The sequence below is a fragment of the Oceanobacillus profundus genome, assembly GCF_003515705.1.
Classification (GTDB): Bacteria; Bacillota; Bacilli; order Bacillales; family Amphibacillaceae; genus Oceanobacillus; species Oceanobacillus profundus.
The window spans coordinates 73,825-91,500 of record NZ_QWEH01000002.1 but is presented as its reverse complement, the minus strand read 5'-3'; the positions used below and the strand labels follow the sequence as shown (position 1 = coordinate 91,500).

Genomic DNA, 17,676 nt, shown 5'->3' with positions numbered 1-17,676 from the left:
CCTCGAGCTTTCGAATTCGAAATAGAACAAAATGGACTCACACAAAAAAGAGTTCCCAATTTGTTACGTTACTTTTCATAGTCGGTTTATTTACGGTAAACCGGTAGAAACTTACAGGCCATATTCCTGTTATTATATGAAAAAACATATTCAATTTGTAAATGCTACTAATAGCACCACTACTAGATTGTTATAAGTATAGCATGTGAGTCGCTTATTACAAGTCAAATTTAAAAATAAAACCATTCGCACAATTTAGAGATATTTTTAAATCATGTTGCCCCCATGTAAAACAATTCTATTTTTCCCACTCTAAAAATTCAATACGATTTCCAAACGGATCGGATAGATAAAAACGATTTGCACTCGGCAGTTTATAATCAACTATGAAATCCACTTGATTTTCATTTAAATATTCTTTTAGTTTTTCAATATTTTTGACTAAGATTGCTGGATGTGCCTTCTGCGCAGGAACAAATGGCTTTTCAATACCAATATGGATATTTATCGTCCCAGCCTGAAACCAAACCCCACCATTCGCTTTCAACAATTCCGGTTTTTCTACCTCTCTAAAACCTAATATTTTCACATAAAAGATACGTGCTTCTTCTTCGCTGCCAGGAGGTGCAGCTAATTGAACATGATCAATCGTTTCATAATGAAAAGTCATCGGTTTTCACCTCGGTTTATTAGTAATTCTATCTTATCCTTTTTTATCAGCTTAGAATAATACCGATTTTTAATCAATTTGTTAAAGCTAACCTTATCACACAACCAAAAGACCGACTACCATTGCGGAAGTCGGTCTATAATATTCTATGTATACAGGCCACAATTGCCGTATTTTGTAATAAAAAGTTTTAAACCACCACTTCGCAAAGTGGGTGTTCGCAGAAACCTTCCTGTCTTCCGCTTCTTTGGCGGCGCGACATTCCAATTTCGATGTAAAACTCCCTATACATTCATTAGAGGTTAAAACTTAATTAAATACGAACATTGTAGCTTGTATTTATATATTACATCTTCTCACGAAAAAATTCAATGGTAAGAACTTACCATTTTATGCAAGTTGTAAATTAACTTATATCTTTGTATTTTTCTTCTTTGCACGCTGCTCCAGCTGTGATTTCGGCTCCTGATCAGCTATGTCTTCTGAATATCCTTGTGGATTCAAACTTGAATTAACGCGCTTCTTACTCCAATTTTCATTTTTATTTGCCATTTGAAACACCTCCAAGATTTAGTGTTTCAAATTCGTTTCATTGTATACGAACAATTTGGCTAATCCTTTATTGTGCTGCCAATCCTTCATATTTATCTCTCAAGGAACGCTTCAGCACTTTCCCACTAGGATTTTTCGGTAGTTCGTCCGTAATCTCAACATACTTCGGAACTTTGTATTTCGCCAATTTGTCTGTACAAAATTGAATTACCCTTTCTTTTGTTACTTCTGCTCCTTCTTTTGAAACAACAATCGCTGTCACCGCTTCAATCCAATAAGCGTCCGGTATACTAATTACAGCGACCTCTGAAACCCCTTCTAACTGATAAATGATTTCCTCAATTTCTCTGGAAGAAACGTTCACTCCACCAGTATTTATCATGTCTTTTTTGCGATCTACAATTGTAATATAGCCTTCCTCATCCATTACACCTAGATCACCACTATGAAACCAGCCGTTTCGAAATGCCTCTGCCGTTTTTTCTGGTTCGTGTAGATAACCTTTCATGGCATGCGGTGTACGGTGGACAATTTCTCCCACCTCGCCGCGCGGTACCTCCTTATCTGCTTCATCTACAATTTTCGTCTGGACATTTAATGTCGCTTTGCCTGCTGAACCCAACTTCCGTAACTGATCTTCTGGTTGAAGTGCGGTGGCAAGGGGCGCAACTTCTGTCTGACCATAAAAGTTCCAAAACTTTGCGCTTGGTAAACGTACCGAGAGCTCCTTTAAAATTTCCATTGGCATTATGGCTGCACCGTAATAGCACTTTTCAAGGGAGCTTAAATCACGCGTATCAAAATCTGGATGGCGTAATAATCCAATCCATACAGTTGGGGGACAAAATAGCTGTGTTGCTTTTTCTTCCTCAATTGTCCTTAAAATTAATTCCGGGCTTGCTGATCCTAGAATAATCCCACTAGATCCTAGGTAAACGCTCGGCCCCAAAAAAACATGCAGTTGTGCACTATGATATAACGGCAATGCATGGATTGCGATATCTTCCGTCCCCATTTTACCATCTACAATACTGCTGAGGTATTCACTAATAAGGCTTTTATGTGTAAGCATGACTCCTTTAGGCCTTGATTCCGTTCCACTTGTATATAAAACTTGCACGAGATCATCATCAAGAATATCTGCATCCATTAATTGAGTGGACATCCCTTCTTGTGCTTGGGATAATGGCTTCCATCCTTTATTTTCATCATTATAAGGAAGGGTTATATCCATCAGATAACGGTATTTAATATTCTGTTTGCCAACAGATTGATCGAGTAAGCCTGCGTATTCCTCTGAAGCAATAAAACCATTAACATCAGCATGCTCTACAATATACTGCACATCTTCCCGATTAAGCATATAGTTGATTGGAATCATAACCGCTCCAATTCGTGCAAGCGCATAATTTACTACAACAAAATCAAGGCTGTTTTTAGACATGACCGTAATCATATCTCCCTTTTTCATGCCATCTGCTAAAAATGCATGTGCTGTCTGATTAACAATGTTATCAAGCTCTTCATAGGTTAACCGTTTGTTTTGATAAGCGAATGCAAATTTAGTCGGGGTTCTTTCTCTCGTACGAGCTAATAAATCTCCTAATGTGTTTCTTCTTGCTCTTTGCAGCAATTTATCCAAATCAGTTTGTACATTTGTATTGGTATTCATCCTACCACTCCCTCAATGGTATCATGATGGCAAGCCTGTTGAATATTCTATCTATTATTTTAATTCAGTTAATTAAAGATAGCAAGTTGCAGTACTCATTCAAGTATATTTATTCGTAAGCATAAAAAAATGCTAGAACAATCATTGCAGATATTCTAGCATTTTTAATTTACTTTAAATATAGTCTTGTACTTCCTTTTACACGTTTCATTTTTGGCGGATAATAGCCACGGTCATAAATTTTTCCATTTGTCATGCTGCACTTTTCTAAAAAACGGTCAAGAGAGTTTGTTTTGGTATCCCGTAATGCTTGAATCATCACTTGCGCAGCGACTCTAGCGTCTTCTAGTGCGTGGTGATGTTCAAACTGAAGGTTATGATAGGTAGCAAGTGTGTTTAATTTATGGTTCTCCAATTCCGGCCAAAGCTTTTTAGCGATATTTACGGTACAAAGGTAGTCCATGTCAGGATATGAGAGCTTGTAATAATCAAGTGTATTGCGAATCACACTCATATCAAAGCTTGCATTATGTGCGATTGTTAGGTGGTCGTTTAAGTAATTCCGCAATGTCGGCCAAACCTCTGCAAATGTAGGAGCATCAGCAACATCATGCTCAGTAATCCCATGAATATACGTATTGAATGATTTAAATTCCATTAATGGATTGATAAGGCTGTAGAATTCATCTATTATGCCATGCTCATTGGCTACTACTAAACCAACCGCACAAGGACTAAAACGTTTTTCATTAGCAGTTTCAAAGTCTATTGCTACAAACTCCATAGCTGTCCCCTTTCGTATTGCATACTCAAATCTCCATAATATCCCAATTGGTAACAATCCCAACTAGTCCTCCATTGGAGCTTCCTTCCTTTGTAATCAATAATGCTTCCAATCGATTGCCTTTTCCAATTTGCTCCTTAAAAATTTCCTTTGCTTCATATACAGATGTCTCCTTTGATATGAATCTAAAGTTATCCCTTTTTTCACATTCCAAGACCTCTACTAATCTTGCATCTAATAGAGAGGTTAATCGATTTTCGATACCTTTCGAAAACCATTTTGTAATTCCTTTATGCGTAATTAACCCCTGAAACACATTACCACTGTATACTGGAAACTTCGTAATCCCTTGCTTATTAACGACTTCTAGTACATTCGATAATGGCTCGGTTTCTTGAAAGCATACGACCTTACGAATAAAAAGCGGGTCTACTTTTCTAGGCTTTAAAAGTTCAATTTCAATTGCTTCTATCCGTTCTACAACGGAATCATGTGGCTCTGCAATAGTATACATGAGATCCGTCTTGTTATGTACAATAGCATTTCGTAACTCAGCAAATTCAAGCAGGTCATCTTGAAACTGTTTTATCAACGCATTTGATTTACCCAGGACTTTAACAGCTCTTGAAAACCCCATTTCTTTCTTAATAAGCAAAGCTTTTAAGCCCTTTTCGATTCGATTGAACGCCGTCAAAAAACGATCTGAGTTTCGATGCACGACAGTTTCATTTTGTTTTAGTATCGGATTGTTAACACGATTCACTTTCCGCCCTCCTTATTCGTTTTCTCTCTTCTACATACCAGTGATTTCGTACACTCAAATATTACGACTGGTTAATGCTGAAATAAACTTTCTCATTATCATAAAATCGGTGTATCTTATCCATCGACTCTAAGTATATTAGTCTTGTTAAAGTCGCCATAAATGGGCTAACAAAGTGACTAAATTTTAGGCTGCCATAAATTTTTTCACACACTTCGGCTGCTGTCAAAGTCTCTGCTTTCACAATGCTTTCAACCTCATTTAACCGACGCTCATGTCCTTGAATCAATGTTTGTACACGTTCACTCAAGCGATGGATATTCTCACCATGCCCTGGTAAGGCTAATGCTGTCGGATAATGCTGCATCCGCTCAACGGATGCAAAATAATCGTTTAATGGATTGAATTCCTCCCCTGTCCACAAACCGATTACAGGAGAAATCTTATTTAAAATATGGTCGCCAATTAGCATTAGCTTCCTGTCTTTTTGATAAAAGCAATAGTGATCCGGAGCATGACCCGGTGTCCAAACAACCTCAAAACACTGATTCCCTAACAGGATGGTATCAGTTTCATCAAAGAATCCATCTGGTTCAAATTCATAGATAAAGGAATCATTACCTATTCTGCCAGGCAAATTCGGCCCCCCATGCATATGAAGCAAATCAGCAAGATTTTCTTTAATTCTCTTCTTATCACGATGTTTCAGCATTTCCTTATACCCGAGTTTCGATGTGTAAACGGGAACTCCCTTTTTCTCCTGAAACCATCTCGCTAGACCAATATGGTCCTGATGTGTATGTGTTAAAACAACCTTTTTCACTTCAACACCAGTATCAAATAGCGCTTCCCAAGTCGCAATTGCTTCCTCTGAATAAATCCCTGTATCAATAACGGTATAGCCATTCTCTCCTTTGACAAGATAGCTGTTTACCTCTTGCATTCCTCCTGGAAAACGAACGACTAGCTTTTCTATACCCTCACTTACATTAACTAACAAAATATCATCCCCATTGTACAAAGCTCTTTCTATACTATTAATTTTAGCGTTGATCAGTTAGATTGCAAGAATCTCTAACTATTGCAGTTTTTTTCACGCTACATGTAATTTTCTTAATTTTAATGGTTGACATTCAGAATCGTATGGAGTATTCTAATTATTAATTTCATACAAAAAACTTTCTTATCCAGAGAGGTGGAGGGACTGGCCCTATGATACCTCGGCAACAGACTTTTTAAGTACTGTGCCAATTCCAGAAGCAATGATTGCTTGAAGATAAGAAGAGATATTAGACGATACGGTGCCTAACCTCTTCTTATTTTTAAGAAGAGGTTTTTTCTTTTCTTTAAAGAAGTTTTAAAAAACTACTGGAGGGGATTAAATGGCAACGGTTCAAGCAGGAACAGAATTGCAACAGGCAATTGCATTACTGAAAAAGAAAAATTGGGTAGACCTCACGCACACATTCGGGCCAAACTCACCACACTTCGCAGCATTTGACGATGCCGAATTCAAAACACTTTTCACACATGATGATGGCTTTTTCGCACAACGATTTACCTTTCCTGGACAATACGGCACACACATTGATGCACCAATTCATTTTGTACAGGATCAACGTTATCTTGAAGAGCTTGAATTAAAGGAACTTGTTTTACCGCTTGTGGTGATCGATATGTCAAAGGAAGCTTTAGAAAATAATGACTTCACATTATCGAAAGAAGATATTCTAGCATTTGAAGCAATAAATGGTGAGATTGAAGCAGGTACATTTGTAGCGTTACGAACCGACTGGAGTAAACGTTGGCCAGATAAAACTGCTTTTGAAAATAAGGACGAAGCTGGTAATAGTCACTTGCCTGGATGGGGAATTGACGCATTGCGATTTTTATTTGAAGAAAGAAACGTAAATGCTGTCGGTCATGAAACATTTGATACAGATTCCTCCATCGATGTCCGAAAGAATGGCTCACTCATTGGCGAGTATTATGTGCTGGAGCAAGATACATACCAAGTCGAGCTTCTAACCAATTTAGATAAAGTACCAACAAAAGGTGCTTATATCTTTAATATCGTTGCCAAACCAGAAAAAGCAACTGGATTCCCAGTAAGATCTTTTGCAATATTACCTTAATAAAAATATGGAGGGATTTTCATGACGAAAACATTAATTAAAGCACCATTTAAAGCAGATCACGTAGGAAGTTTATTACGACCGGAAAGGGTTCATAAAGCGAGAAAGGATTTTAAAGAAGGAGCTATTCCGGCAAGTGAGCTTCGTACGATTGAGACAGAGGAAATTAAGCGAGTGGTTGATAAACAAATTGAAGTTGGCCTTCTGGCTGTAACCGATGGGGAGTTTCGCAGAAGATTTTGGCATACAGATTTCTTAGAGCATTTTATTGGTATTGAAGGCTATGTACCAGATCATGGATTTAAATTTGTGGACGTGGAAACGGAAAAATACGACGTGCGCAATGTTGGAAAAATAGCATTTAACCCAGACCATCCATTCATCAAAGATTTTATTGAGTTTAAAGAAATTGTTGGTGACAGGGCTGTCGCAAAACAAACGATTCCAAGTCCAAATCAGTTATTCAATGCTGGGATTCGGAATGCAGATGTCTATCCAGACATTGAGGAATATGCACATGATATTATCGTCGCTTACCGTGATGCGATAAAAGCATTTTACGATGCTGGCTGTCGTTACCTGCAATTAGATGATGTCTATATTGCAGGATTGAGCTCTGATACGATTCCATTTAATGATAGTAAATTAACAAGAGAATATTTAATCGATTTAGCGCTTCGTGTTGCTAATGGTGTGCTAGAAGATAAACCAGAGGATTTAGTTGTAACGACACATCTATGTCGCGGAAACTATCAATCTACCTGGGCGTTTGAAGGAAGCTACGCAAAAATTGCACCAACATTATTCGCAAAAGAAAAAGTAGATGGCTTTTTCTTAGAATATGATGATGACCGTTCCGGAACCTTTGAGCCATTGAAGTATATCCCAGAGGGCGGTGCACAAGTAGTCATTGGTGCTGTAACATCTAAATTTGGTGAGCTTGAAGATAAAGAGGCATTGAAAGCACGCATTCAGGAAGCTGCTAACTATGTACCGTTGGAGCAAATAGCTTTAAGTCCGCAGTGTGGATTCGCGTCAACCCATCATGGTAACAAGCTAACAGAGGAAGAACAATGGAATAAACTGAAATTTATCGTAGACATTTCAAAAGAGATTTGGGGATAATTTTCCTACCTACTATTAAAATAAAAGAAAGAAGGAATAGATCATGACACAAACGCTAGTAAAAGCGCCATTCAAAGCAGATCACGTAGGAAGTTTATTACGTCCAGAGAACCTACATCAGGCAAGAGAAGATTTTAAAACAGGCAAAATCACTGCAGCAGAATTACGTGAAGTCGAAACAAAGGAAATCAAACGTATTGTTGATAAACAGATTGAAGTCGGATTAGAAGCAGTAACCGACGGTGAATTCCGTCGCAGCTGGTGGCATCTTGATTTTCTTGAGCATTTAAATGGGATTGAAGGCTACAACACCGAAAAAGGCTATCAATTCGATGGCGTAGAAACAGACCGATATCATGTGCGTAACACCGGGAAAATTTCCTTTAATGCCGATCATCCGTTTATTAAGGACTTTATTGAATTTAAGGAAATTGTTGGTGACCGTGCGGTTCCGAAACAAACGATTCCAAGTCCAAACCAGCTATTTGAAGTTGGGATACGAAACCCAGAAATTTATCCAGATATTGAAGAATATGCCAACGATATTACACAAGCATACCGAGATGCTGTAAAAGCATTCTATGATGCTGGTGTGCGTTACTTACAACTAGACGATGTGTACATTGCTGGACTTTCATCTTCTGACTTTAAATTAATCGATACTGGCGGCTATTCAAGAGAGCAATTAATCGATTTAGCAGTTCGTATTGTAAATGGTGTACTCGAAGACAAACCAGAGGATTTAATTGTAACAACACATCTATGTCGCGGAAACTATCGTTCTAGCTGGGCATTCCAAGGCAGCTATGCTGAAGTTGCTCCGATTCTTTTTGCGAAAGAGAAAGTGGACGGCTTTTTCCTTGAATATGACGATGAGCGTTCTGGAACCTTCGAACCGTTGAAACATGTTCCAAAAGGTGGAGCACAAGTTGTTATTGGCGCGATTACATCAAAATTTGGTGAGCTAGAAGATAAAGAAGTGATCAAAAAGCGAATTGAAGCTGCATCACGATTTGTGCCATTAGAGCAAATTGCTTTAAGCCCACAGTGTGGATTTGCTTCCACGCATCACGGGAATAAGCTAACAGAGGATGAGCAATGGACAAAATTGAAATATATTGTTGAGTTATCGAAAGAGATTTGGAAATAATCATGTAGACTTGGCATCGCCCAAACTTGGTGAATACCAAGTTTTCTAAAAAAACGAACAGCATGCAATTGCTGTTCGTTTTTCTCATTTATGATTGTGCTTTTCTTAATCTAACCCAAGATATAATAACCGCAATAATTAAAACAAAGCCTAAATATCCGGTAATTGGATAAACGGTCCCTACAAGTGTCGTAAAGCCAATAAAGCTTGCACCAAAAGCTAGTAAACCTATGATAACAACGGCTCCTTTAAACGTTCTCGTATTCTGCGGCACAAGTCGTGCAGTAAAAGCATAAAGCATACCTACTGCTGTGTTGAAAATCATCCCTAATAAAGCAATTGCCATTAAGATACCAACAATTGGCGATACCTCTGTCGCCAGTACTAATGTAGGCATATCTGCTTCTTGAATAGACCCGATATTCATAAATAAACTCAAATTAATTAGAAATAGTAATAACCCAAGTCCGATTCCACCAAGAATTCCACCCCAGCCAGCAGTTTTTCTATCCTTAATCGTGCCGCCAATGACGGCCAGCATAGCAAATCCTGCTGCAAGATTATACGAAACATAGAGCAATGCTCCTATAATAAAGTTAGGGGCTGAAGCAGGCTGCGCTTCTGCCAATGCATTTAACTGACTAAAGCTTGCATCACTCGTAAATAAAGAATATCCTGTAATAATAAATATTAATACCAATAAATAAGGCGTTATGCTACTAATTACCGCAATAACTTTATTTACATTCAAACAAAGTGTAACAATGACAGCTACAGTCATGATTAAGTTCCCAACAAGTGGAGGAATACCGAATTGTTGTTCAAATATCGACCCGCTACCTGCAATCATGACAACTGCAACACCAAACAGAAAGAATGTAATTAATAGATCGATTGCAAAGCCAAAATATCTTCCACATATTTTATAAATTACTTCACGATGTGATGCTGTTTGATAATAAGTTCCTAACTGAAGCACATGCATTCCTAGAAATGCAAAGAGTAACCCTGCGATGATGGTTCCAATTACACTATAGATTCCAAAGCTTGTAAAAAACTGCATGACTTCCTGACCAGAAGCAAACCCTGCTCCCACAATTAATCCAACATAAGCTCCAGCAACCTGAAGACTCTTTTTCATATGTAAATCCCCTTCGATATATCATAATATTATGAATTTTTATCTTGTAAAAGAGGAGAGCTTACAATGCGCTCCTCTATATAACACCGTATTTTATTAAAAATGATAGACTCTTGTCCATTCCGTAAATTCATCCATCGCTTCCTCGTCGATATCATAGCCAATTCCAGGCTGATCTGGAACATTTATCAGTCCATTCTCTACAACTACTTCCGGTTTAATAATGTCTCTTTCCCAATATCTTGATGAACCAGCTGTATCTCCTGGTAACACGAATTGTGCTAATGTTGTTAATGCAACATTATGCGCCCTGCCTACACCAGCTTCAAGCATTCCACCGCACCAAACGTCGATACCTTTATCCATACAAAAATCATGAATTCGTTTCGCTTCGGTTAATCCACCGACTCGTCCAATTTTTATGTTAATAATTTTACAGCTGCCAAGCTCGTAGGCTTTTCTCGTATCTTCAAGTGAATGAATACTCTCATCTAAACATATTGGTGTTTTCATAACCGCTTGAAGCTTCGCATGGTCTACAATATCATCATGCTCCAATGGCTGTTCAATCATCATTAAATTGAGATCATCTAACTTTTGTAAATGTTCAATATCATCAATCGTATACGCTGAATTTGCATCTGCCATAATTGGTGTATCCGGAAAATGCTTGCGAACCTCACGAAGTACCTCTACATCCCAACCCGGCTTAATTTTTATTTTTATTCGTTTGTAGCCGGCATCAACAAAGTGTTGAATCGTTTGAATTAAATCATCTACTGTAGGTTGGATTCCAATACTGATTCCAACATCAATTTGTTTTCTTTCTCCACCTAGAGCTGCAGCTAAGGTGAGTTTTTCTCGTTTTGCATATAGATCCCAAACCGCTCCCTCTAATGCAGACTTTGCCATATTATTACGCTTAATTGGATGGAATAAATCAGATACTTGTTCCGGATGGTTAATTTGATTATCTTTTAAAATCGGAATAAGAAAGTCTTCCATGACATGCAAGTTGGTTTTTACCGTTTCTTCACTGTACCAAGGACTTGAAAATGCAACAGACTCCCCATACCCGCGATTTCCGTCTTCATCAATGAGCTCTGTAATAAAAAATTCCTTATCCTGAAAGGTACCAAAGCTTGTTGTAAAAGGATCTTTTAAACGCATATTCAATTTATGTATTTTTAACTGTTTTATAGGTATTGTCATTGTATATCCTCCTGTTTAAATTCATAACTTTTCATCGTACAGGCAGAAAAGCTTTACCTCTTCTACCTGCTTTAATACTTACTGTTTGCGAAAAACATAATAATTATAGTCTTCAGCATAATGAATAAAGTCGGAAGCTTGATAGCCATGTTGGAAGAGTCTTCTAAAGAGCTCTTGCGTTGTCAATCTCCACTCTTTTGCAAGATTAAAGTTTTCCTCTTTCAGACTTTGAAAATTTGCTGGAATTGCAACCAGCCACATATCCCATTCCATACTATCATTAGCATGATAATTGTCTGTTACAACAGGCTTACGCTCAGAGTCCATTTGTAATAATATATTTGCTGCATCAACTGATATGGTTTCCTTCTCTTCGCAGGTTTGACTGATATCCCATATAATTTGAAAACGATCAGATGGCAGGCCTTGGCTAAACTCATCGCCTAGTTCACCGTAGTGATTTTCTTTAAAATAAACTCCTTTGGCACCAAGCTTATGCAAGTTTAAATAGGCGTTTACACTTTCCAATGGATCGAATGTCCATGTTATTACTTCATAGCCCATTTCCCTTGCGAATACTGCTTGCTTCAGTTTTAGCTTTCTTCCGATTCCATCTTTCCTATACGCTGGAAGTATTCCCATCATATGAGAGCATAGGTAAGCATTTTTCCCATCAAATCCTGCAAAGCTATATAGAAAACCAATTAGCTTTTCGGAATCATAGGCGCCTAAAATAATGCCGCCATTCGTTAATGCTGTAAATGTTTGATGCAACGGGATCGCCGACATATGCCAAACTGTTTCTTCTAACTTCTGAACTTCTCTTAATTCATCCAGCGTCGTTAATTTCCTAATTTCGAGTTTACCTTTTACCACAAGAATGACTCCTTCTACTATAATGATTCCATTGTTTTATATAAGGCGCATGTTATAATTTCAACTGCTTTTGGAATAGCGTTATGATTAAAGGTCATCTCAGGATGATGCAAACCTGGCACCAAATCGCAGCCAACTGCCAGCATTGTTGCTTTTAAAGCTGGGCGTTTAATCGTATAGAAATGAAAATCATCGCCACCTGTTGTTGTAATAACCGGGGATAAATTCTCATCTCCCGCACATTCAACTATTGCCTGTCTCATAAAAGATATTGCATCCTGATCAAGCACCGCAGCGGCCACATTTGCACCAACTGACAAGTCAATTTCCACGTCATGAAGCTGTGCTAGCGATGAAGCAATGCGATAAATTTTTTCTGTGATTTCTTCCATCACCTCATTATTCTGAGCCCTAACATCAATTGAAAAACTAGCATTTCCGGGAATTATGTTTGAGCTTTTTCCACCTGCATGAAATGCAGTCATTTTAGCAGAGTGAGGAATCATTGGATTCACATGAATGCTATTTATTGCTTGAAAAAAATCCGTACCAACCTGAATGGCATTTGCATTTAAATGTGGTCTTGCTCCGTGTGCATCATGCCCTTTTATATGGCCTTGGATAAACTTAGCTGCACCGTGCTCAATAGCCGGAGCAAATTGTCCATATCCCAACTCCTCTATCGGTCTCAAATGCATTCCATACAAATAATCCACATCGTCAACAATACCCTTGTCCACAAAGGCTAACGCACCATTGCCTTTCTCCTCTGCCGGTTGAAAAATAAACCGAAACGTTCCTTTAAACTGTTTCTTTTCTTCTAAGATTGTAAGGAGTGCACCAATAACAATCGTCATATGGGCATCATGTCCGCAAGAGTGGTTTGCTTGGAATGTCCCGTTCACTTCCTGCCATAAGGCATCAATATCTGCTCTGAGGGCAATAACAGGACTGCCACTGCCTATATCAATTACTAATCCCGTCGAATCTTCAAAACGTTTAATCGTGCAGTTTTTCCCTTGAAACAACCGTTCAATATAATCCGTAGTCTTCCTTTCTTCCCAGCTAATCTCTGGATGTTCGTGTAAATGATTAAATATATCCTCTAATAATGGATTTATTTTTTTCAATGTTGCGTTCATTTTAATTAACTCCCATCTAAGCTTAAAAAACTTGGCGTCGTACAAAATAAGAAAGCTGTTCTTATCAGTCAAAAAAATCTTTTCCACTTATAGAATCAAACAATTCCACTCTTTGTTTAACTTTTTCGTTATTTTCAAGTGATATTGAAGCAATGATACTGTTTGACAATGACATCACTGCTGGTGCTGCATCTAATGTTGATTTACCAGACAGTTGCACATTTAATACTAAATCGCAATATGCTGTAATTGGAGAAAAGCTTGAATCTGTAATTCCAATTACAAACGCTCCCTTATCCTTAGCATGCTTAGCAATATTAATCGTATCTACAGCATAGCGATGAAAAGAAAATCCTACAAACACACTTTTCTCAGTGAGCTCACTTAGCCGCAATAGAATATCATCTGTGCCAGGATTATACATCCTTGTATTTCCGTGGATTAAGTCGAGTGAATACGAAAACCAGCTTGCTAGTGCATGAGAGGAACGAACTCCAGCAACAATAACACGATCTGCATTTGTTAATTTCGTTACAGCTGTTGAGAGACTTTCCTCTGACAGCTGCTGCATCATTTTTTGAATGTTTCCTGCATCACTCGCCATTAATTGTTTAATGGAATTCTCTGTTCCGCCATCAACCTTTTTATCTTCTACATAATCAGATAATGAACTCCTTTGTAATAGGATATTTTGAACCTCCTCTTGAAGTTCCTTATATCCTTTATATCCAAGTTGTTTACAAAATCGTATGATAGTTGTTTCACTAACTCCAATTTGTTTTCCAGCTTCCGTGGCAGAAGAAACTGCAAACAACCTGGGATTCTCTAAGATATATGATGCAATCTTCTGTAAACTGTTCGTAAATGTATTTTTTTGTTCATAAACTTTTTGGTATATATTTTCCATATAATCCCTCATTATTCAGCGAATAAAGGAATTCCTTTATTTATCAAAAGAAAAGAAGTAATTCCTTTTTTCAGTTAATTTATACTATCATATTTTCGAATGGATGTCACCCTGTATTTGATTTTAAAAAGACTATATTGCTTCAGGCAGCTGACGTTAGTTTGCACTTAATTTAGACAATATTTTGCACGACCTTTTGGCAGTGTCAGGAAATGTGTGTTTACAACAGAAGGAAATTCCCATCATTAAGAGCCTAATTTCTCAGTATTAATATTGAGAAATTAGGCTCTTGGTTGCTCTATTAAAACGTTGATAGTTGCGGAAAATCTTATTAAAGAAATAGTGCTTTTTGCGCTAATGGCCGTTGTTTGGAACTTGCTTCTTTTTTCGATTATTGTTGTAGTGCAAAAACAGAGCATCTTAAAGCAATCGTACCATCACCAAGATGTATCGGTATCAATAATAGCTCGTTTTTTGCCTACATCCAGAAGTCCCCTCTATTACTTTTTTGCTAATTCAGTCATATAATCAAAGAATGCATTGCGATTTACATCATAAACGACATTAACAGGTCGTCCATCAGCAGTTTCAACTGTACGGCCTTGGCTTGGACCATCGGCGTGCACTATGCTGTTAATGGTTTGTACTTTCACAAGATCACGATTTCCAACAAATGCGGTCGTTAACACATCCCACAAATAGTATGTAGAGTTCGTTGAAAAGTGAACAAGTGGTGGTACCATCGCATAACATTGTCCAAGAAAATCAACACCAAGGTATTTGCGTTCTTTAGCCCAACGCTCACGCACATCTAAGGTTAGCGGTACTTGGTTTGTACTTTCAAGCGCCACTAAATCAATTTCTATGCTGGTATCCCATACACGAGCGGCTGCTTCAGGATCCCAAAACACGTTCCATTCCGCTGTTCCATCATGTTCAGGCTCATGTACGTTTCCTGCTTCACGGAATGTACCACCCATCCAAACAAGCTTTTCAATTTTCTCTTCAATTTCAGGAGCTTCATCTAATGCACGAGCAAGGTCAGTGAGCGGTCCTGTAAATAATAAAGTTGTTTTTTCTTCAGTTGCTAAAACCGTATCTATTAAATGAAGATGTGCTGGCTTTTCCGCCACCGGTGTTACAACTTTTCCAGATTCATTTAAAACCGGCAGAGCATCAACATAAAATGCATGCATACGCCAGTCTTTCGGAAAAGGATTTTTCCCACGAGAATTTGATGCTGCTACATCAAGACCGCCATAACCAAAGCGATCAATAATTTTACGGCTCGCAAACATTGCTGGCTCTAAATAACAATCTGCTGGAATGACCGAAACACCTGTGAGTTCAACCGTATCCATTTTTAGTAATAAAAATAGCGAAACGAGATCATCAACTCCGCCATCATGATTAAAGTAAATCTTTCTATTCATAATTTTTTCAATCCCTTCATGATTAATTTTTAAAATTGCTTGGAGATTACCGGACTGTTTTGTTGTTGAACACTCGGATAAAATGACTCTTTGTTTCCCATTTGCCTGACGCGTTACTGCTAATGATAACATCTTATAATATAAAAAATGCTCCGATAGCTACCAGAGCATTGACTAAAGCATGTGTAAAATACAAAAAGAAGAATCAATCGTTTCTAACATTTAACACTCATATCGTAGTCAAGCCATTTACAGCAGCATGGTAGAAACTATTGGACCCTATCCCCAGATCTTAATATTTATCATCTATAGCTTCAGCTTTTATTACTTTTACTATAACATAATAAGGGAAATCGGGAACATCATCGTACCATTTCAACAAGAATGGTCACATTTTTTGAATCTACTGCTTTCCTTGCACGGATCTATCCTCTACCATTCTAGAACACTCCCAAGAACAAAGATAGGGCACCTATCCCTATTCTAAGATAAGCGCCCTTTTGTTGAATAGCTATAAATTAAGTTATAGTGGTTTCCAATTTTGATCTTTCATATCTTTTTCGTTTGGTTTTCTTACAAATTCAATACACCTTTTCTCACATGCCCCAAATTCAATGTAATTTCTCTGTGCTTCCCTTAAAGAAGGCGTATTTGCACCACCTTCATAATCAGGATCATTATATTGAACCGCATCATCTTCCCAAAAACAAATCTCACAAATAGCATATGTTCCAGGGGGTTCATCATCTAATGTTTTATAACCACAACAGGGACAAATAAATTTCATCTAATCACCTTCAATAAGTTAATCAGTAATAATAAAAGCTTTTATTTTACGCTGGAATCGCGCCCTTTTGCGGTAGGTCTTAATCATAACTTCTTTTTGAACTAACGTCTCTGTTATGTACCATCATTTGATGATCTCACTTACTCAATTCTTTCATTATAAGTTGGAGTACAAACCATACTATAAAAAATCCAGAACCGAAATAAGTTCCGGCTTCTCTTTAAGAGAAATCGGCACTTCATTTATTCGCTATATATTTAGCGTGACGCATTTGGAGGTTGACAAACATCACACTTACGCTGGTTATTATTTTTAAATTTCTTAAATGTTTTTTCAAAGTTACTCCCACATGCACATTTCAATAGTAACTTTTGAGAAAAACCGTGATATTCCGTCGTTAGCAACTTACTTTCCGAATTGCTCTCAACAAATTCTTTAATTTTATCAATCGTCCATCGTTTATTCATTCTCTTACACCTCCATATTTTATCGATAGGCGGAGGCTTTTTTGGCATCCGTTCAAAAGTGAATGTCGTAATTCTCTTAAGATGCTCATTATAACATGAGCTGAAACACAATTAAACAGATGGAAGGTATCTTACTAAACTATCCAGACATATAGCACAATAGGAGCCTGCTCTTATTGAACAATTACACCAGTTAATTAAGTAAAAATTAGTAACTATATATTTTCATTTCTTTTTCTGAAATAACTTAATCAAAAAATAATCTACAGCAATAAATATTAGACGATCTTCCAATACAGAGACCAAGAGCTAAAACTAAAAATGGATGGACTACCATGGCATTCCATGAGGATTTCGAAGAAGCGATGTGGTTGGCATTAGGTGATATGCTATAATTTATATCATACTTGTATGACATTTCTCATGCAGTAGCTTATGCATATGCTATTATGGTGGTTGACTTACGGATGACTAAAATTGTAAATTCCTTAAAGGGAGTTCATACCTTTCTTCCCTTTTGTGCACTCAGATAAAATTATTAAAAACGCCCTCATTTCTAAATTGCGCTTTTCCTTTTGCTTTCATTGTCTTTTTCTTTCTTGTTGTAATATTTTACTCCTTTTATTAGAGCAGCAGTTCGTTTACTAAGATTTCTTTATTTTTCATTATTTCCGGTGTCAATCTTTGGGGTAAACGTAGTCATCAAAACTATAAAAACAGGTAATAAACTCCATAAGAAGAATCCCCAACGGTGTGTCATTAAAGATAATACTAAGAAGAAAGCAAGTGTTACAATTGAAATATAAACAGAACGTCTTTGGTATTTTTTCACCTAGAACACTCCTTTTTAACAATTAAAA

General features: G+C 37.4%; 18 protein-coding genes, 1 other RNA gene and 3 riboswitches. Of the genes, 3 read left to right on the top strand and 16 right to left on the bottom strand.

What is annotated here, in order from left to right; all coding sequences use genetic code 11:
• Positions 1–58: 58 nt before the first annotated feature.
• Positions 59–160: riboswitch (purine riboswitch) on the bottom strand.
• A gap of 138 nt (positions 161–298) precedes the next feature.
• From D1B32_RS03665 to D1B32_RS03635, 7 genes are all read right to left on the bottom strand, one after another.
• Entirely contained in the window at positions 299–670 is a 372-nt protein-coding gene (locus tag D1B32_RS03665) for a VOC family protein (RefSeq protein WP_118888645.1), read from the bottom strand.
• 152 nt (positions 671–822) lie between these two features.
• Positions 823–1,008, bottom strand: a non-coding RNA gene (gene ssrS, locus D1B32_RS03660) — 6S RNA.
• Positions 1,009–1,081: 73 nt separating this feature from the next.
• Positions 1,082–1,222 carry a small, acid-soluble spore protein L gene (sspL, locus tag D1B32_RS03655; protein ID WP_095309871.1) on the bottom strand — a complete coding sequence of 47 codons (141 nt, stop codon included), beginning with the start codon at positions 1,220–1,222 and terminating at the stop codon, positions 1,082–1,084.
• Positions 1,223–1,289: 67 nt separating this feature from the next.
• The gene (locus D1B32_RS03650; RefSeq protein WP_187393128.1) at positions 1,290–2,894 is read right to left on the bottom strand and encodes an acyl-CoA synthetase; all 1,605 of its coding nucleotides are present in this window, start codon (positions 2,892–2,894) and stop codon (positions 1,290–1,292) included.
• Between the two features lie 169 nt (positions 2,895–3,063).
• Positions 3,064–3,741, bottom strand: a complete 678-nt coding sequence (locus D1B32_RS03645) for a 3'-5' exonuclease (protein ID WP_240033722.1) — start codon at positions 3,739–3,741, stop codon at positions 3,064–3,066.
• Positions 3,704–4,441 carry a CBS domain-containing protein gene (locus D1B32_RS03640; RefSeq protein WP_240033721.1) on the bottom strand — a complete coding sequence of 246 codons (738 nt, stop codon included), beginning with the start codon at positions 4,439–4,441 and terminating at the stop codon, positions 3,704–3,706. Before D1B32_RS03640 ends, D1B32_RS03645 begins: the two co-directional genes overlap by 38 nt.
• A gap of 61 nt (positions 4,442–4,502) precedes the next feature.
• Positions 4,503–5,441 (bottom strand): MBL fold metallo-hydrolase, encoded by a 939-nt coding sequence (locus D1B32_RS03635; RefSeq protein WP_118888644.1) that lies wholly within the window; start codon positions 5,439–5,441, stop codon positions 4,503–4,505.
• Between the two features lie 180 nt (positions 5,442–5,621).
• Positions 5,622–5,724, top strand: a riboswitch (SAM riboswitch).
• Positions 5,725–5,823: 99 nt separating this feature from the next.
• Between D1B32_RS03635 and D1B32_RS03630 the strand changes: the two genes are divergently transcribed.
• The 3 genes from D1B32_RS03630 to D1B32_RS03620 are packed head-to-tail and all read left to right on the top strand — an operon-like array spanning position 5,824 to position 8,851.
• Entirely contained in the window at positions 5,824–6,576 is a 753-nt protein-coding gene (locus tag D1B32_RS03630) for a cyclase family protein (protein ID WP_118888643.1), read from the top strand.
• A gap of 21 nt (positions 6,577–6,597) precedes the next feature.
• Positions 6,598–7,701 carry a 5-methyltetrahydropteroyltriglutamate--homocysteine S-methyltransferase gene (locus tag D1B32_RS03625; protein ID WP_118888642.1) on the top strand — a complete coding sequence of 368 codons (1,104 nt, stop codon included), beginning with the start codon at positions 6,598–6,600 and terminating at the stop codon, positions 7,699–7,701.
• Positions 7,702–7,744: 43 nt separating this feature from the next.
• Positions 7,745–8,851, top strand: coding sequence for a 5-methyltetrahydropteroyltriglutamate--homocysteine S-methyltransferase (locus tag D1B32_RS03620; RefSeq protein ID WP_118888641.1), 1,107 nt, complete (start codon positions 7,745–7,747; stop codon positions 8,849–8,851).
• A gap of 88 nt (positions 8,852–8,939) precedes the next feature.
• Here D1B32_RS03620 and D1B32_RS03615 read toward each other — a convergent pair whose 3' ends face one another.
• From D1B32_RS03615 to D1B32_RS23985, 9 genes are all read right to left on the bottom strand, one after another.
• Positions 8,940–9,992 (bottom strand): YkvI family membrane protein, encoded by a 1,053-nt coding sequence (locus tag D1B32_RS03615; protein ID WP_118888640.1) that lies wholly within the window; start codon positions 9,990–9,992, stop codon positions 8,940–8,942.
• A gap of 96 nt (positions 9,993–10,088) precedes the next feature.
• Positions 10,089–11,204, bottom strand: a complete 1,116-nt coding sequence (menC, locus tag D1B32_RS03610) for an o-succinylbenzoate synthase (protein ID WP_187393127.1) — start codon at positions 11,202–11,204, stop codon at positions 10,089–10,091.
• A gap of 78 nt (positions 11,205–11,282) precedes the next feature.
• On the bottom strand, positions 11,283–12,080 hold the full coding sequence (locus D1B32_RS03605; RefSeq protein WP_118888639.1) for a GNAT family N-acetyltransferase: 798 nt from the start codon (positions 12,078–12,080) through the stop codon (positions 11,283–11,285).
• Positions 12,081–12,097: 17 nt separating this feature from the next.
• A complete protein-coding gene (locus D1B32_RS03600) occupies positions 12,098–13,222 on the bottom strand; it encodes a M20 peptidase aminoacylase family protein (protein ID WP_095309882.1) in 1,125 nt (374 codons plus the stop codon).
• 64 nt (positions 13,223–13,286) lie between these two features.
• Positions 13,287–14,129, bottom strand: coding sequence for a MurR/RpiR family transcriptional regulator (locus D1B32_RS03595; protein ID WP_118888638.1), 843 nt, complete (start codon positions 14,127–14,129; stop codon positions 13,287–13,289).
• Between the two features lie 500 nt (positions 14,130–14,629).
• Positions 14,630–15,562, bottom strand: coding sequence for a nucleoside hydrolase (locus D1B32_RS03590; protein ID WP_118888828.1), 933 nt, complete (start codon positions 15,560–15,562; stop codon positions 14,630–14,632).
• 217 nt (positions 15,563–15,779) lie between these two features.
• A riboswitch (purine riboswitch) is annotated at positions 15,780–15,878 on the bottom strand.
• Between the two features lie 207 nt (positions 15,879–16,085).
• Positions 16,086–16,349 carry a CPCC family cysteine-rich protein gene (locus D1B32_RS03585; RefSeq protein WP_118888637.1) on the bottom strand — a complete coding sequence of 88 codons (264 nt, stop codon included), beginning with the start codon at positions 16,347–16,349 and terminating at the stop codon, positions 16,086–16,088.
• A 257-nt stretch (positions 16,350–16,606) separates the two neighbouring features.
• A complete protein-coding gene (locus D1B32_RS03580; protein ID WP_118888636.1) occupies positions 16,607–16,816 on the bottom strand; it encodes a hypothetical protein in 210 nt (69 codons plus the stop codon).
• Between the two features lie 655 nt (positions 16,817–17,471).
• Complete coding sequence (locus tag D1B32_RS23985; protein ID WP_168927275.1) at positions 17,472–17,648, bottom strand: hypothetical protein; 177 nt, start codon at positions 17,646–17,648, stop codon at positions 17,472–17,474.
• Positions 17,649–17,676 lie beyond the last annotated feature (28 nt).

Bases quoted from the DNA above. Each gene is read 5' to 3' on its own strand.
- D1B32_RS03665 (WP_118888645.1), bottom strand. From the start codon at position 670: ATGACTTTTCATTATGAAACGATTGATCATGTTCAATTAGCTGCACCT.
- sspL (WP_095309871.1), bottom strand. From the start codon at position 1,222: ATGGCAAATAAAAATGAAAATTGGAGTAAGAAGCGCGTTAATTCAAGT.
- D1B32_RS03650 (WP_187393128.1), bottom strand. From the start codon at position 2,894: ATGAATACCAATACAAATGTACAAACTGATTTGGATAAATTGCTGCAA.
- D1B32_RS03630 (WP_118888643.1), top strand. From the start codon at position 5,824: ATGGCAACGGTTCAAGCAGGAACAGAATTGCAACAGGCAATTGCATTA.
- D1B32_RS03625 (WP_118888642.1), top strand. From the start codon at position 6,598: ATGACGAAAACATTAATTAAAGCACCATTTAAAGCAGATCACGTAGGA.
- D1B32_RS03620 (WP_118888641.1), top strand. From the start codon at position 7,745: ATGACACAAACGCTAGTAAAAGCGCCATTCAAAGCAGATCACGTAGGA.
- D1B32_RS03615 (WP_118888640.1), bottom strand. From the start codon at position 9,992: ATGAAAAAGAGTCTTCAGGTTGCTGGAGCTTATGTTGGATTAATTGTG.
- menC (WP_187393127.1), bottom strand. From the start codon at position 11,204: ATGACAATACCTATAAAACAGTTAAAAATACATAAATTGAATATGCGT.
- D1B32_RS03600 (WP_095309882.1), bottom strand. From the start codon at position 13,222: ATGAACGCAACATTGAAAAAAATAAATCCATTATTAGAGGATATATTT.
- D1B32_RS03595 (WP_118888638.1), bottom strand. From the start codon at position 14,129: ATGGAAAATATATACCAAAAAGTTTATGAACAAAAAAATACATTTACG.
- D1B32_RS03590 (WP_118888828.1), bottom strand. From the start codon at position 15,562: ATGAATAGAAAGATTTACTTTAATCATGATGGCGGAGTTGATGATCTC.
- D1B32_RS03585 (WP_118888637.1), bottom strand. From the start codon at position 16,349: ATGAAATTTATTTGTCCCTGTTGTGGTTATAAAACATTAGATGATGAA.
- D1B32_RS03580 (WP_118888636.1), bottom strand. From the start codon at position 16,816: ATGAATAAACGATGGACGATTGATAAAATTAAAGAATTTGTTGAGAGC.